Genomic DNA, 13,071 nt, shown 5'->3' on the forward strand with positions numbered 1-13,071 from the left:
GCCCGGACGGCGTCCCTCCGCCCCGCTCCGGCGGGAGGACACCGGCCGGGTCCGCCCCGGAGCCGCTGTGTACGCTGGCCCAATGGCCAGAGTGCGGTTGAGCGTTGCGGAGCGGCGTGAGGAACTTCTCGGTGCCGCGGTCGAACAGATCGAACAGCGGGGCGTCGCCGCGGTGCGGATCGCGGACGTCGCCTCGGCGCTCGGGGTGAGCAACGCCCTGGTGCTGTACCACTTCTCCACCAAGGAGAAGCTGGTGGCCGCCGCCTTCACGCACGCCGCCGACGCCGACCTCGCCCATCTGCGCAAGCTGCTGAGCCGCCGCACCACCGCGCTGCGCCGACTGCGCAGCGCGGTCCGCTGGTACGCGCCCACGGGCACCGCCAAGGGCTGGCGGCTGTGGATCGAGGGCTGGGCGGTGGCGCTGCGCGAGCCCGCGCTGCGGGAGGTGGCGCGCGATCTCGACCAGCAGTGGAAGGCCGCGCTGACCGAGGTGATCGCCGAGGGCGCGGCGAACGGCGAGTTCCCCTGCGCCGACCCGGCCCAGGCCGCCTGGCGGCTCACGGCCTTCCTGGACGGGCTCGCGGTCCAGATGACCTCCTACGCGGGGTCGCTGTCGCGGGCGGCCATGCTGGCGTGGACCGACGAGGCCCTCGCCCGTGAGCTGGGGCTCGACCGGGACGCGCTGACCGCCGCCGTCCGCTGAGCCCCGCCGCCGTATCGCCCGCTCCCCCGCCCGGGAGTGCCGGGCCCGTTTCCCGGCGGTCCGCCCCGCCCCTGCGACGTCCTGGTGACCGGCGGCACGAGGGGCGACACCGTCGTCCGGGTGGACGCCCTGCCGGTGCCGCTCGCCGACGCGCACCCCGTCGGACCGGTCCGGGAGTGGCCGTGTCACCCCGGGCTGCCGGGCCCTGGGGCTCGACGCCACCCTGATCGACTGCACCGGCGGCGACTGGTCGGACCGGACGGTCCGGGACCGGTGCCGCTCGCGCGGCTCGGCGAAGTGGCGGGCGCCCACGCCCGTATGGGCGCGGGCACGTTGGCCGGGCGGGCGGAGCCGACGGTTCCGCGCCCCGCCGTGGAACCAACCGGCCGGACGGGTCAGAGCGGGAGCAGGTCCGGACGCTTCGCCTCGATGTCGTCGCCCGAGCTGACGCCGCGCAGCCGCCGCCCGATCCAGGGCGCCAGATACTCGCGCGCCCACTGGACGTCGTCGCGCCGCACCTCCAGGGTGCCCCGGGGCGGCAGCGGCGGCCAGGGCTGGTCGGGGTCGGCGGGGGCCGGGAGCCCCAGCACCTGGGCGGCGCGCAGGGCGACCCGGGTGTGCCCCTCGGGGGAGAGGTGGAGCCGATCGTCGTCCCAGGCGCGCCGGTCCTGCACGGACCGCAGCGACCACAGGTCGAGGACCGGGCAGCCGTAGCGGTCGGCGATGGCCCGGACGTGCGCGGTGTAGGTGGCGACCTTGCCGCGCAGATGGCGCAGGACCGGCACGCCCCGGGTGTCGAACCCGGTCGTCACCATCACCGTGCCCACGGCACCGGTCAGCTCGGCGACGGCGCGCTCGAAGCGTTCGGCCACGTCGTCGGGGTCGCTGCCGGGCCGGATGATGTCATTGCCCCCGGCGCAGAACGAGACCAGGTCCGGTGCGAGCGCCTTGGCCCTCGGCACCTGCTCGGCCACGATCTGGTCGAGGAGCCGGCCGCGTACCGCGAGATTGGCGTACCGGAAGCTGTGCTCCGGCACCCGGTCGGCGAGCAGGACCGCGAACCGGTCCGCCCAGCCGACATACGCTCCGTCCGGCCCGGGGTCCCCGACACCCTCGGTGAAACTGTCACCGATCGCCGCGTACGACCCGATTCCGCCGATTCCATTCACGTTCTTTGTTCTCGAATCGTCTGCCACGGCAACCATCTTGTCCGCACGGATGTGACCTACGCGACCGTAAGGAGGGGTTGACGCGGCGTGATGTTTACCACCATCGATATCACGCGCGGGGGGAATACGCCGGTCCCCCGGACCGCCGGAGCGGTACGGGGGACGGATGGGCTGCAGTGCCCCGGGCCGGGGGCGCGGGCCACGGGTCAGAGGGTGACGCCGTACTGGCGCAGATGGGCGACGGGGTCGATGTCCGAGCCGTAGCCGGTGCCGGTGCGGATCTCCAGGTGCAGATGGGGTCCGCTGGAGTTGCCGGTGGAGCCGACGAGACCGATCTCCTGGCCACCGGTCACGCCCTGGCCCGCGGCGACGGAGACGGCGGAGAGATGGGCGTACTGGGAGTAGGTGCCGTCGGCGTGCCGGACGACGATCTCGTTGCCGTACGCGCCGTTCCAGCCCGCGGAGACGACGGTGCCCGGGCCCACCGAGCGGACCGGGGTGCCGGTGGCGGCGGAGAAGTCGACGCCGGTGTGGTAGCCGCTGGACCACAGGGAGCCGGTGGCGCGGTAGGGGGTGGTGACGCCGCCGGAGGCGAGCGGGGTGGTCCACCCGCCGGAGGCGGGGGCGGCGGGCTCCTCGGCCTGCGGGACGGCCGCCACGGCGGGAGCGGTCGGCACGGCGGGAGCCGGGGCTGCGGCCGGGCCCTGGCCGCCCGCAGCGGCGGCGGCGCGGGCGGCCGGACGGTCGTCACCCCGGTCGCGGTCGCGGCCGTCCGCGCCCGCCGCCAGGGTCAGTTCGAGCCCGGGGTGGATCAGCGCGGGGTCGCCGCCCACGGCCTCCCGGTTGTCGGCGTAGAGCCGCTGCCAGCCGCCGGGGATCTGCCGCTCCTCGGCGATCCGGGCCAGATGGTCCCCGGCGACGACACGGTGGACGGCCGCCTCCGGAGCGCCGTCCCGCGCCGCACCGGCGGGCGCGGCGGCGCTCCGCTCGGCGGTGGCCGGGGCCACGGCGGCCGAGGGGGCCGCGGCGGAGGCGGAGGCGGCATGGGCGCCGGAGGCGCCGATCAGCGGCAGCGCGAGGGCCGCCCCTCCGGTCCCCGCGGCGAGGAGCCCACGGGTGATCGAGCGGTTCCGGGTACGTCGGTGCTTGCCCTGGGGCATGGCGCTGTTCCTCTCCGGCGCCTGCGAGGTGAGCTGTCGGGTTCGGGCTGGAGCTGCCCGGCCGCGCTCGCGCGCGGCTTCACCCCGAGCCGTCCGGCGCGCGGTGTGCGCGGCCGTCCGGCGCTGTACCTGGGGTACCTGGGTCCCCCGCTCCTGCCACACGGTGCTGTCCGATGGGAGGTCCGGACGGCGGCAGGACTCGGCGGTCCGCCCGGACGGCCAGGACCGTAGACGAACGCCGCCAACCGGAACAAGCCGCTCCACCAAGGGAACGAAGATCCACAGAGTGACGACGGCACCCCGGTCCGTCACCCTCCGTAGAACCGGAACCGTTAACTCCGAGAACCCGCCCTCCCTTGACGCGGAGTCATACCGCACGGACGGTCACCACTATGATCCTGCTCACCAACGGGGCGCCCCACGCCGCAAGATGGGGCATGCGCGATGAATCACTCAAAACGGTCAGAAGTGATGGACAGGGCCATTCACGGTGATGGCTGACGCTGAAGCCGGATCACCTCGGCGTCCAGATCCCCGCTGAGACCGGTGTGCAGCCCGTGGTGGAGCAGGACCGCGCCCCGATGGGTCTCCCCCGTCTCCGGACGGACATAGACGGCCGCCGGATCGAGACCGCGCAGCCGCAGCCGGGGCGGACGCTCCCCGTAGTGCTGGGCCTGGAGCCAGGCGAGCACCACACTCTCCCCGCCCCGCAGATACTGCACCGCGCTCAGCCCGCCCCCGGGGGGCCGCAGCCGGTACAGCTCGCCGTGCTGCACCAGCGGGCGGATGCGTTTGTACAGCGCCACCCAGTCGCGTGCCTCGGCCAGCTCCGCCTCGCTCCACCCGGTGAGCTGCCCCCCGATGCCGAGCACCCCGGCCATGGCGCTGACGAAACGGAAGCGGAGCGAGCTGCGCCGCCCGTTGAGCTGGGTGTTGGGGCTGTCGGTGACCCAGGCCGCCATCACCCGCGCCGGATGGATCTGGGTGAAGCCGTGCTGGATGGCCAGCCGGTCCAGCGGGTCGGTGTTGTCGGAGGTCCACACCTGGTCCGTACGGGAGAGGACGCCCAGGTCGATCCGGCCGCCGCCGCCGGAGCAGGACTCGAACGCCACCGCCGGATACGCCGCCCGCAACCGGTCGAGCAGCCCGTACAGGCCCTCGACATGCTCGACCCACAGCCGCTGCGGATAGGGGTCGCCGGGCCAGCCCGGGTCCGTGAAGCAGCGGTTGAAGTCCCATTTCACATAGTCGATCCGGGCGCTGCCGAGCAGCCGGTCGAGCTGCCGCCACAGATGTTCGCGGACATCGGGGCGGGCCGCGTTCAGGACGAGCTGATGGCGCAGCTCGGTCCGGGTGCGGCCGGGGTGGTGCTGGACCCAGTCGGGGTGGGCGCGGTAGAGGTCGCTGTCCTGGTTGACCATCTCCGGTTCGACCCAGATGCCGAAGCCCATCCCGAGCGCGTGCACCGCGTCGGCGAGCGGTGCGAGCCCGCCGGGGAACCGCTCCGGGTTGGGGGTCCAGTCGCCGAGCCCGGCGCGGTCGCTGGTGCGCGCGCCGAACCAGGCGTCGTCGACGACGAACAGCTCCACCCCGAGACCGGCGGCCCGGCGGGCCAGCGCAAGCTGCTGGTCCGCGGAGATGTCGAAGCCGGTGGCCTCCCAGGAGTTGTAGAGGACGGGCCGCTCCCCCGCGGCGCCCGGGACGACATGGGCGAGCTGCCAGGCGTGCCAGGTCCTGCTGGCGCCGCCGAAGCCGTCCGGGCTCCAGAGCCCGGCGAAGACGGGTGAGGTCCAGGACTCCCCGGGGGCGAGCCGGAGCAGCCCCGACCCGTCGTGCCCGGCGCCCCCGGTGATCTGCACCTGTCCGTCGGGCAGCCGCTGGACGGCGATGCGCCAGGAGCCGGACCAGCCCAGCGCGCAGCCGTACACCTCGCCGCTCTCCTCGGTGGCCCCCTCGGCGTCCAGGGCGACCCAGGGCAGATGCTGATGGCCGGTGTGGCCCCGGCGGCTGCCGATGATCTGCTCGCCGTGGGCCAGCGGGGTGCGTTCGAGCCGGGACTCGGCCGCCCACCGCCCGTGCAGCTTGCTCAGCCGCCAGGAGTCGCGTCCCGGCAGGGTCCAGGCGGCGGAGTCGGCCCGCAGCAGCTCCAGCGCGGGCCCGTCCCCCTCGTGCGTCAGGGTGACGTGGCGTTCGACGACGTCGAAGCCCTCGCGCAGCCGGTAGTGGAGGACGAGGCCGAGGCCGTGGACGGGGTCGTGGAAGCCGAGGCGCAGCTCCTCGCCGTCCCCGGGCCCGCCGGGGCGACCGGGGCCGCCGGGCCCGCTGACGGACGCGCCCGTGAAGCGCCACTCGGTGCCGCGGGCCTCGGGGGTGCGGACCGAGAGCGCGGGCCGGACGAAGCGCGGGCCGCCCTCGACGGGGTACTCCTCATGGCCGTCCAGCGGGGATTCGAAGGGCCAGTAGGGCGGCAGCGCGCCGACGGCCAGCTCCTCGGCGTCCGCGCCCGTGATCCGGGGCCCCCAGTGGAGGTGCAGCAGCTCGTCGCGGTCCGTGAGGTGGAGCGCGTAGCTGCCCGAGGGGCCGGAGAGGACCCACGTACGCCCCTGTCCGACGGTCTCGATCATCCGACCCCTCCGTCTGCCGCAGATACTCACAGGTCCGCACAGGTCCGCACATCATCCGTCGGGAGGGAGCGGGGTGCAACGGGCCCTCGTCCGCCAGGCCGCTCGGAAACGCGCGTAAACAGACGGAAACGGGTGCCGTATCGTCAGGAAAATGCCACCGTCGGCGAGCCGCGCCGACGGCCGTGACCGAAGGAGACTTGGTGACGCAGCAGCTGCCGCGGGTCCCGTCGACCGAGCCCGAGCTGACCGGGGTGCGCAACTTCCGCGACGTGGGCGGACTGCCGACCACGGACGGCCGCCGGGTGCGGCACGGACGCCTCTTCCGCAGTGGCCATCTGGCCCACGCGACCGAGGCCGACGCCGCCTTCCTGGACACACTGGGGCTGCACACCGTCTTCGACTTCCGCAACGCCGCCGACGTCCGCCTGGAGGGCCCGGACGTGGAGCTGCCCGGGGTGCGGCTGGTGAGCATGCCGCTGAGCGACCCGGCGGCCGGGGCGGAGTTCTGGCGGATGGTCCGCGAGGGCGATCTGGACCAGCTCCGCTCGATCCTGGCCGAGGGCAGGGGTGCCGCGCGGATGACCGATTCCTATCGGTCGATGGTCCTGGAGCGGACCGGCGAGCACGGCCGTCTGCTGCGTGCCCTCGCGGAGGACAGCGTGCCCGCGCTGATGCACTGCGCCGCGGGCAAGGACCGGGCGGGGCTCTCCATAGCGGTGACGCTGCTCGCGGTGGGGGTGGAGCGGGAGGCGGTCGAGGCCGACTATCTGGTGTCGAACGATCCGCACCGCCGCTACCGGGTGCGCCGCCGCGACGACTCCCCGGCCGCGATGGCACCGGAGGTGATGGAGCTGCTCGCGCCGCTCTTCGACGCGCGGCTGGAGTATCTGCGGGCCGCCTTCGAGACCATGGAGCGGACCTGGGGAAGCGTCGAGGGCTATCTCGGCCGGGGGCTGGGGCTCGCCCCGGCGACGCGTGAACGCCTGCGGGAGCGGCTGCTCGACAAGGAGTGACCCCACGGGGTCCGGCCGCCGCCGCACGGATGCCCGGCGGCGGCCGGACCCCAGGGGCCGTCCGGGTCCGGCCGGCCGCCCGCCGTCACTTCGCGCCGACCTCGAAGAGCAGATAGAGGAAGAAGGCGAAGACATGGCCCGCGATCAGATAGGCGAAGAGCCGGATCACGAGCCCCCGGGGGAACTTCCCCTCCTGCTTGCCCTGGGTCCTCCCGGGCAGCGGTGCCGCGGCGGAGGGGGCGGAGCCTGCGGAGTTGTCAGATATCTCGGACATGTCGCTCCTCATAGCGAATAGCGATGGGCGAAGAGAGCCGGACAGGGCACGGCGGACGGGGCGCTCAGGGGTGCGGATGGAGGTCGGGGCTCTGCAACAGGGTGTGGACGAACAGCAGCTCGGCGCCCTCCCGTCCGGCCGCCGCCAGCCGGTGCGGGGTCAGCGAGTCGAAGTGCGCGCTGTCCCCGGGGCCCAGCTCGTGCACGGCCTCCCCGAGGGTGAGGCGCAGCCGCCCGTCGAGGACGTACATCCACTCCTCGCCCGGGTGGACGCGGACCAGATCGCCCTGGGCCCCGTACGGCACGAGCAGCCGCAGTGGCTGCATGGCGCGGCCGGGGACGCCCGCCTGGTGGTAGGTCCAGCCGTCGGCCGCCGCGGGCTCGCGCCGCCCCGCCCGGACGACCGGGTCGCTCTGCGGGGCCGACTCGCCCAGCAGCTCGGCGATCGTCGTACCGTAGATACGGGCGAGGGAGAGCAGCATCGGCAGCGAGGGCTGCCGTCGGCCGGTCTCCAGCCGGGAGAGGTGGGCGGGTGAGAGCCCTGCCCGCTGGGCCGCGGCCTCCAGGGTGAGCCCCCGGAGGCGGCGCAGGTCGCGCAGCCGGGGCGCCACGTCGGGCAGCTCGGCCGGGAGCTGCCCCGCGGGGGTTCGGAGGTCCGGGGGGTGGCCCCCGGGAGGGGTCTGCATAGGACCATTGCGCCAGGAAACTGCCTCTGAGGCAAGTTTCTTGCCTCAGAGGCAAAATCCGCCGGTTTCCCCGGGCTCTTCTTCGGGATCGGCCCAGGTCAGCGCGGTCGGCGCGGCTGTGCCAGGGCCTGCCCGGCCAGGGTCCGGCCGAACTCCCAGATCAGTCCGCCCCCGCCGTGGGCGTCGTCCATCACCGCTGTGAAGGCCGTCACAAAGCGGTCCACCTCCCGCTCGCCGATCGTCAGGGGCGGGATCAGCTTGATCACCTCCAGCCGATCGCCGGAGACCTGGGTGAGAATCCGGTGCCGGTGCAGCAGCGGGGCCACCACCATCTGGGCGAAGAGCCCGGGCCTGGCCGCCTGGAGCATGCTCCAGCGGGCCCGCAGCCCCAAGGAGCGGGGGCGGCCGAACTCGATCCCGATCATCAGCCCCCGGCCGCGCACCGCGTGCAGGAACTCGTACCGGTCCACCAGCGCGGCCAGCCGCTCCCGCAGCAGCCCGCCGGTGGTCCTGGCGCGCTCGGTCAGCCGCTCGTCCTCGATGACCGAGAGGACCGCGAGTCCGGCGGCCATGGCCTGGGCGTTGCCGCCGAAGCTGGCCGAGTGGACCAGTACCCGGTCCATCGAGGAGTAGACGGCGCGGAAGATCCGGTCCCGGCCGAGGGTGGCCCCGACCGGGACCGAGCCGCCCGAGAGCGCCTTCGCCACACAGATCAGATCGGGCTCGACACCGGGCTCGTGCTGGTACGCGTAGAAGTCCCCCGTGCGGCCCAGACCGGTCTGCACCTCGTCGGCGACGAGCAGGGCCCCGTGGCGGCGCAGCGCCTCCTGGGCGGCGCGCAGAAAGCCGGGCGGGGCCTCGTGGACCCCCTTGCCCTGGATGGGCTCCACCACCAGCGCGGCCACGTCGCCGCGCGCCAGCTCCCGTTCCAGCGCGGCGAGGTCGCCCAGCGGGACGGCGGTGTCGGGGAGCAGCGGCCCGAAGCCGTCGCGGAAGCAGTCCTCCCCGTTCACCGAGAGGGAGCCGCAGGTCAGTCCGTGGAAGGCGTGCTCGCAGTAGAGGACTCGGGGGCGGCCCGTGGCGCAGCGGGCGAACTTGAGCGCGGTCTCGACGGCCTCCGTGCCGCTGTTGCCGAAGAAGACCCGGTCCAGATGGGGGCTGTGGACGAGCAGCCGCTCGGCGAGCAGTCCGGGCAGCGGCGGGCAGTCGAAGCGGGTGAGGTCGGCGAGAGAGGCGTCGAGGACGTCGTGGAGGGCCCGGCGGACCACGGGGTGGTGGCGGCCGAGGCCCATCACGCCGAAGCCCGCGAGCATGTCGAGGTAGTCGAGGCCGTCCGCGTCCCAGAGGTAGGCGCCCTCGGCGCGTTCGTAGACGCGGTCGAAGCCGATGGTCCGCAGCATCCTCGGCAGTTGGGGGTTGAGGTGGCGGCTGTGCAGCTCGTGGCGCTCGCCCCCGCGGGCGGCGAGCAGCGCCCGCAGATCGAAGCCGGGCGGCGGCGCCGTCCCGGCCCCGGCGGGCGCGGACACCGGTACGGGCCGCCCGGGGCCGCCGCGGGGTCCGGCCGCCGCGGGGCCGGGGGCCCCGGGCGGCGCCGGGGGCTCAGCCACGGTTCCCCGACACGGTCTCGCGGGCCGCGCGCAGGGACTCCCGGAGGGAACCCATGGTGGCGAGCACGGCGGTGGGTTCGTAGCCGCAGTGCGCCATGCAGTTGGCGCAGCGCGGGTCGCGGCCCCGTCCGTACTTCTCCCAGTCGGTCTCCTCGACGAGCTGCCGGTAGGTGGGGACATAGCCGTCGCTCATCAGATAGCAGGGCCGCTGCCAGCCGAAGAGGGAGTAGTTGGGGATCGCCCACGCCGTGCAGGGGAAGTCGGCCCTGCCCTCCAGGAAGTCCAGGAAGAGCGGCGAGTGGTTGAGCCGCCAGCGCCGCCGGTTGCCGTTCGCGAACGCCCGGCGGAACAGTTCCCGGGTCTGTTCGACGCCGAGGAAGTGCTCCTGGTCGGGCGCCTTCTCATAGGCGTACGCGGGCGAGATCATCATCTGGTCCACCCGCAGCTCGTCGTTGAGGTAGTCGAGCACTTCCACGACGGTCTGGGGGGTGTCCGTGTTGAAGAAGGTCGAGTTGGTGGTGGTCCGGAAGCCGCGCGCCTGGGCCTCCTTGATCGCCGCCACCGCCTCGTCGAACACGCCCTCCTTCGCGACGGACGCGTCGTGCCGCTCCCGCAGTCCGTCGATGTGCACGGCGAAGGCGAAGTAGCGGGACGGGGTGAACTTGTCGAGCTTCTTGCGGAGCAGCAGGGCGTTGGTGCAGAGGAAGACGTATTTCCGCCGGGCCACGAGTTCGCGCACGATCTCGTCGATCTGCGGGTGCATCAGCGGTTCGCCGCCCGCGATGGAGACCATGGGGGCGCCGGACTCCAGCACCGCGCCGACGGCCTGGGCGACCGGCATCCGCTGCTTGAGCACCCCGGCCGGGTGCTGGATCTTTCCACAGCCCTCGCAGGCGAGATTGCAGGCGTACAGCGGCTCCAATTCGACGATCAGCGGAAACTTCTCCCGCTTGCGCAGCTTCTGACGGAAGAGATATGTCCCGATCCGGATGGTCTGGCGGAGCGGCATGGCCATCTGGCTCACCTCCTGGGGAGCGGCAGGGAACGGTGCCATTCGTGGAACGCGGGCAGCACGGCACGAAGTACACGGAAAGCCGATACTCCACCGCGTACCGTGCCCGGGCGGATCAGCTCGTGCCCGGGGGCGTCCACGACCACCCGGACGGCCGCAACCGGGCGGGCACCGGCGGCCAGGGCGGCCCGCAGCACGGCGGCGGACTCCATGTCGACGGCGAGGGCCCCGGTGGTGCGCAGCCGGGCCCGCTCGGCGCCCCGGACCACATGGCCGGAGCAGAGCAGCGGGCCGGTGCGCACCCGGTGGCCGGGGACGGCCCGTGCGACGGCGGCGGCCAGCAGCGCGGTGGCGGTGCAGCGGACGACGGCGCCGAAGGGGCCGCCGCCGACCGCGTCGGCGACCACGACGTCCCCGGGGCGCATGCCCGGGACCAGACCGGCGCAGAAGCCGGACACCAGGACCGGCGTGCCCCGCGGCGGACCGTCGGCGAGCGCCGCGGCCACGGCGCGGCCGGCCCGGGCGGGTCCCATGCCGGTCCGGAGCACGGTCACCGGCCCCGGCGGGCGGGCCTCGCGGAGGGCGAGGCGCTCGACCCCGAGCGCGCAGACGAGGAGCAGCGGCCCCGGGCCGTCCGGCCGGACGGGCTCCCCGGGGCCGCCCGGCCCGGCACCGGGAGCCGTTCCCGGGCCGGACGGGGCGGGCGCCCGCCCCGTCCCGGGCCCCGGTGGCTCGGGGCGGGCCATCAGCCGCCCTGCCGGAGAGGGGCGGCGACGGCCGCCGCGCCCTCGCCGTGCAGATAGCGGCCGAGCGCGGTGAGCGGGAAGACCTGCCGGTACAGGTGGTAGTTGATGGAGAAGTCCCACGGGAAGCCGGTCCCCGTGTAGTGCGGCTCGTCCCAGGAGCCGTCGCCCCGCTGGGTACCGGCCAGATACGCCACGCCCCGCTCGGCCGCCCCGCCGTCGCGCTCCCCGGCGGCGAGCAGCGCCAGCAGCGCCCAGGCCGTCTGGGACGCCGTCGACGCGCCGCGGCCCGCCCAGCCCTCCTCCTGGTAGGAGCGCTGGTCCTCGCCCCAGCCGCCGTCGTCGTTCTGCACGGAGACCAGCCAGTGCACGGCGCGGCGCACCGCCGGGTGGGCCGCCGGGATTCCGGCCGCGATCAGGGCCGGGACCACCGCCCCCGTCCCGTAGAGGTAGTTGGTGCCCCAGCGGCCGAACCAGGCGCCGCAGCTCTCCTGCCGCTCCAGCAGCCAGTCGATGCCCCGGCGGGCGCGCGGATGGTGGGCGCGGCCCTCGTACGCCAGCATCTCCACGACATGCGCGGTGACGTCGGCCGACGGCGGGTCGGTCACCTCGCCGAAGTCGCAGAACGGGAGCAGGTCGGGGAAGGGGCTGGTGTTGTCGGCGTCGAACGCGGCCCAGCCGCCCTCGGCCGACTGCATGCCCAGCGTCCAGCGCCCGGCGCGGGCGACGGCGGCGTCCACCCGGGCGGGGTCGGGATGGCTGACCCGGCGCAGCGCGAGGATCACCTCGGCGGTGTCGTCGATGTCGGGGTAGGTGTCGTTGTGGAACTCGAAGGCCCAGCCGCCGGGGGCGAGTCCGGGGCGGCGCACCGCCCAGTCCCCGGTCCGCACGACCTCCTCGCCGAGGAGCCACTCGGCGGCCCGGACCAGGGCCGGGTGGTCGGCGGGCAGCCCGGCGTCGGCGAGGGCGACGGTGGCGAGGGCGGTGTCCCAGACCGGCGACTGACACGCCTCCACCATCCGGGAGCCGTCGGGGCGCCACACGGCGAAGCGGTCCAGGGAGGCGATGCCGGACCGGAGCACCGGGTGGTCCAGATCGTGGCCGAGGAGGTTCAGGGCGATGAGGGAGTAGACGGCGGGTGGCTGGATTCCGCCCCAGCAGCCGTCGCTCTCCTGCCGTTCCACGATCCAGCGGGCGGCGGCGGCCAGGGCCGCCCGGCGCAGCCGGCGCGGCACCAGCCGCCGGTGGCGGCGCAGCGTCCGGTCCGCGCGTTGGAAGAGTCCGTCCCAGGTGGTGGCCGGGGCGAGCGGGCGCGGCGGCCGGGGGTTCGCGGGGTCGGTGTGCAGCTCGTCCAGGGCGAAGGGCGCGGCGCGCACGGGCCGCATCGCGGAGACGACGGTGAGCGGGACGATCGTCTGCCGGGCCCAGCAGCCGAAGTCGTAGATGTTCAACGGGAACCAGGAGGGCAGGAAGATCAGCTCGGGTGGCAGCTCGGGCAGTTCGTCCCAGGGCCACCAGCCGAAGAGGGCCAGCCAGATCCGGGTGAAGACCCGGGTCCCGGCGATGCCGCCGTGGTGGCGGACCCAGGCGGAGGCACCGGCCAGGTGCGGGTCCCCGGGCAGGTCCCCGGCGAGCCGGAGGGCCACATACGCCTCGACGGTGGTGGACAGATCGCCGGGGCCGCCGTGGAAGGTGGCCCACGCCCCGTCGGAGCGCTGCTCGCCGCGGATGAACCGGGCCGCGGCCTCGGCGGTGCGGGCGTCCAGGATGCCGAGGAACTGCCGCAGCAGCAGATCCTCGGCGTCCATCGTCACATTGGTCTGGAGGTCGCCCTTCCACCAGCCCTGGCTGTGCTGCCGGCCGAGCAGGTGCTCGACCGAACGGGTGGTGGCCCATCGGGCCGTCTCGGTGAGCCCGGGGGTGCCGGGCGCTCCCGGCCGGCCCGGTACGGGGGGCCGCCGGCCCGCCGTGTCCGCCGCCGTGCCGGTCGCCGCCGGCCTGAGGGGCCCGCCGTCGGAATCGGTCGTCGCTGTCATCGCTTCCCCTTGCCGTGCGTGGTGCCTGGTGCTGTGCGGGGATCG

At 74.5% G+C, this 13,071-nt stretch carries 11 protein-coding genes; 2 read left to right on the top strand and 9 right to left on the bottom strand.

What is annotated here, in order from left to right:
* Positions 1 to 82: 82 nt before the first annotated feature.
* The gene (locus CRV15_RS02330) at positions 83 to 703 is read left to right on the top strand and encodes a TetR/AcrR family transcriptional regulator (RefSeq protein ID WP_003962505.1); all 621 of its coding nucleotides are present in this window, start codon (positions 83 to 85) and stop codon (positions 701 to 703) included.
* 395 nt (positions 704 to 1,098) lie between these two features.
* Here CRV15_RS02330 and CRV15_RS02335 read toward each other — a convergent pair whose 3' ends face one another.
* The 3 genes from CRV15_RS02335 to CRV15_RS02345 form a co-directional block, all read right to left on the bottom strand.
* Positions 1,099 to 1,908, bottom strand: coding sequence for an SGNH/GDSL hydrolase family protein (locus CRV15_RS02335; RefSeq protein WP_003962504.1), 810 nt, complete (start codon positions 1,906 to 1,908; stop codon positions 1,099 to 1,101).
* A gap of 170 nt (positions 1,909 to 2,078) precedes the next feature.
* The gene (locus CRV15_RS02340; RefSeq protein ID WP_009998006.1) at positions 2,079 to 3,032 is read right to left on the bottom strand and encodes a peptidoglycan DD-metalloendopeptidase family protein; all 954 of its coding nucleotides are present in this window, start codon (positions 3,030 to 3,032) and stop codon (positions 2,079 to 2,081) included.
* Between the two features lie 485 nt (positions 3,033 to 3,517).
* Positions 3,518 to 5,656: an alpha-galactosidase gene (locus tag CRV15_RS02345; protein WP_003962501.1), complete on the bottom strand. Its 2,139-nt coding sequence runs from the start codon at positions 5,654 to 5,656 to the stop codon at positions 3,518 to 3,520.
* A gap of 200 nt (positions 5,657 to 5,856) precedes the next feature.
* Between CRV15_RS02345 and CRV15_RS02350 the strand changes: the two genes are divergently transcribed.
* Entirely contained in the window at positions 5,857 to 6,669 is an 813-nt protein-coding gene (locus CRV15_RS02350; protein WP_009998004.1) for a tyrosine-protein phosphatase, read from the top strand.
* A gap of 85 nt (positions 6,670 to 6,754) precedes the next feature.
* Here the strand turns inward: CRV15_RS02350 and CRV15_RS02355 are convergent, their stop codons facing one another.
* The 6 genes from CRV15_RS02355 to shc all read right to left on the bottom strand — a co-directional run bounded on the left by CRV15_RS02355 (position 6,755) and on the right by shc (position 13,026).
* Positions 6,755 to 6,943 carry a DUF6126 family protein gene (locus tag CRV15_RS02355; RefSeq protein WP_009998003.1) on the bottom strand — a complete coding sequence of 63 codons (189 nt, stop codon included), beginning with the start codon at positions 6,941 to 6,943 and terminating at the stop codon, positions 6,755 to 6,757.
* Between the two features lie 64 nt (positions 6,944 to 7,007).
* Entirely contained in the window at positions 7,008 to 7,628 is a 621-nt protein-coding gene (locus tag CRV15_RS02360) for a helix-turn-helix domain-containing protein (protein ID WP_003962499.1), read from the bottom strand.
* A gap of 98 nt (positions 7,629 to 7,726) precedes the next feature.
* Entirely contained in the window at positions 7,727 to 9,154 is a 1,428-nt protein-coding gene (locus tag CRV15_RS02365) for an aspartate aminotransferase family protein (RefSeq protein WP_044972271.1), read from the bottom strand.
* Between the two features lie 73 nt (positions 9,155 to 9,227).
* Positions 9,228 to 10,250 carry an adenosyl-hopene transferase HpnH gene (gene hpnH, locus CRV15_RS02370; RefSeq protein WP_003962497.1) on the bottom strand — a complete coding sequence of 341 codons (1,023 nt, stop codon included), beginning with the start codon at positions 10,248 to 10,250 and terminating at the stop codon, positions 9,228 to 9,230.
* 5 nt (positions 10,251 to 10,255) lie between these two features.
* Positions 10,256 to 10,993 carry a phosphorylase family protein gene (locus tag CRV15_RS02375; RefSeq protein WP_009998002.1) on the bottom strand — a complete coding sequence of 246 codons (738 nt, stop codon included), beginning with the start codon at positions 10,991 to 10,993 and terminating at the stop codon, positions 10,256 to 10,258.
* Complete coding sequence (gene shc, locus CRV15_RS02380; protein ID WP_003962495.1) at positions 10,993 to 13,026, bottom strand: squalene--hopene cyclase; 2,034 nt, start codon at positions 13,024 to 13,026, stop codon at positions 10,993 to 10,995. Before shc ends, CRV15_RS02375 begins: the two co-directional genes overlap by 1 nt.
* Positions 13,027 to 13,071 lie beyond the last annotated feature (45 nt).

The sequence above is a fragment of the Streptomyces clavuligerus genome (assembly GCF_005519465.1).
GTDB classification, from domain to species: domain Bacteria; phylum Actinomycetota; class Actinomycetes; order Streptomycetales; family Streptomycetaceae; genus Streptomyces; species Streptomyces clavuligerus.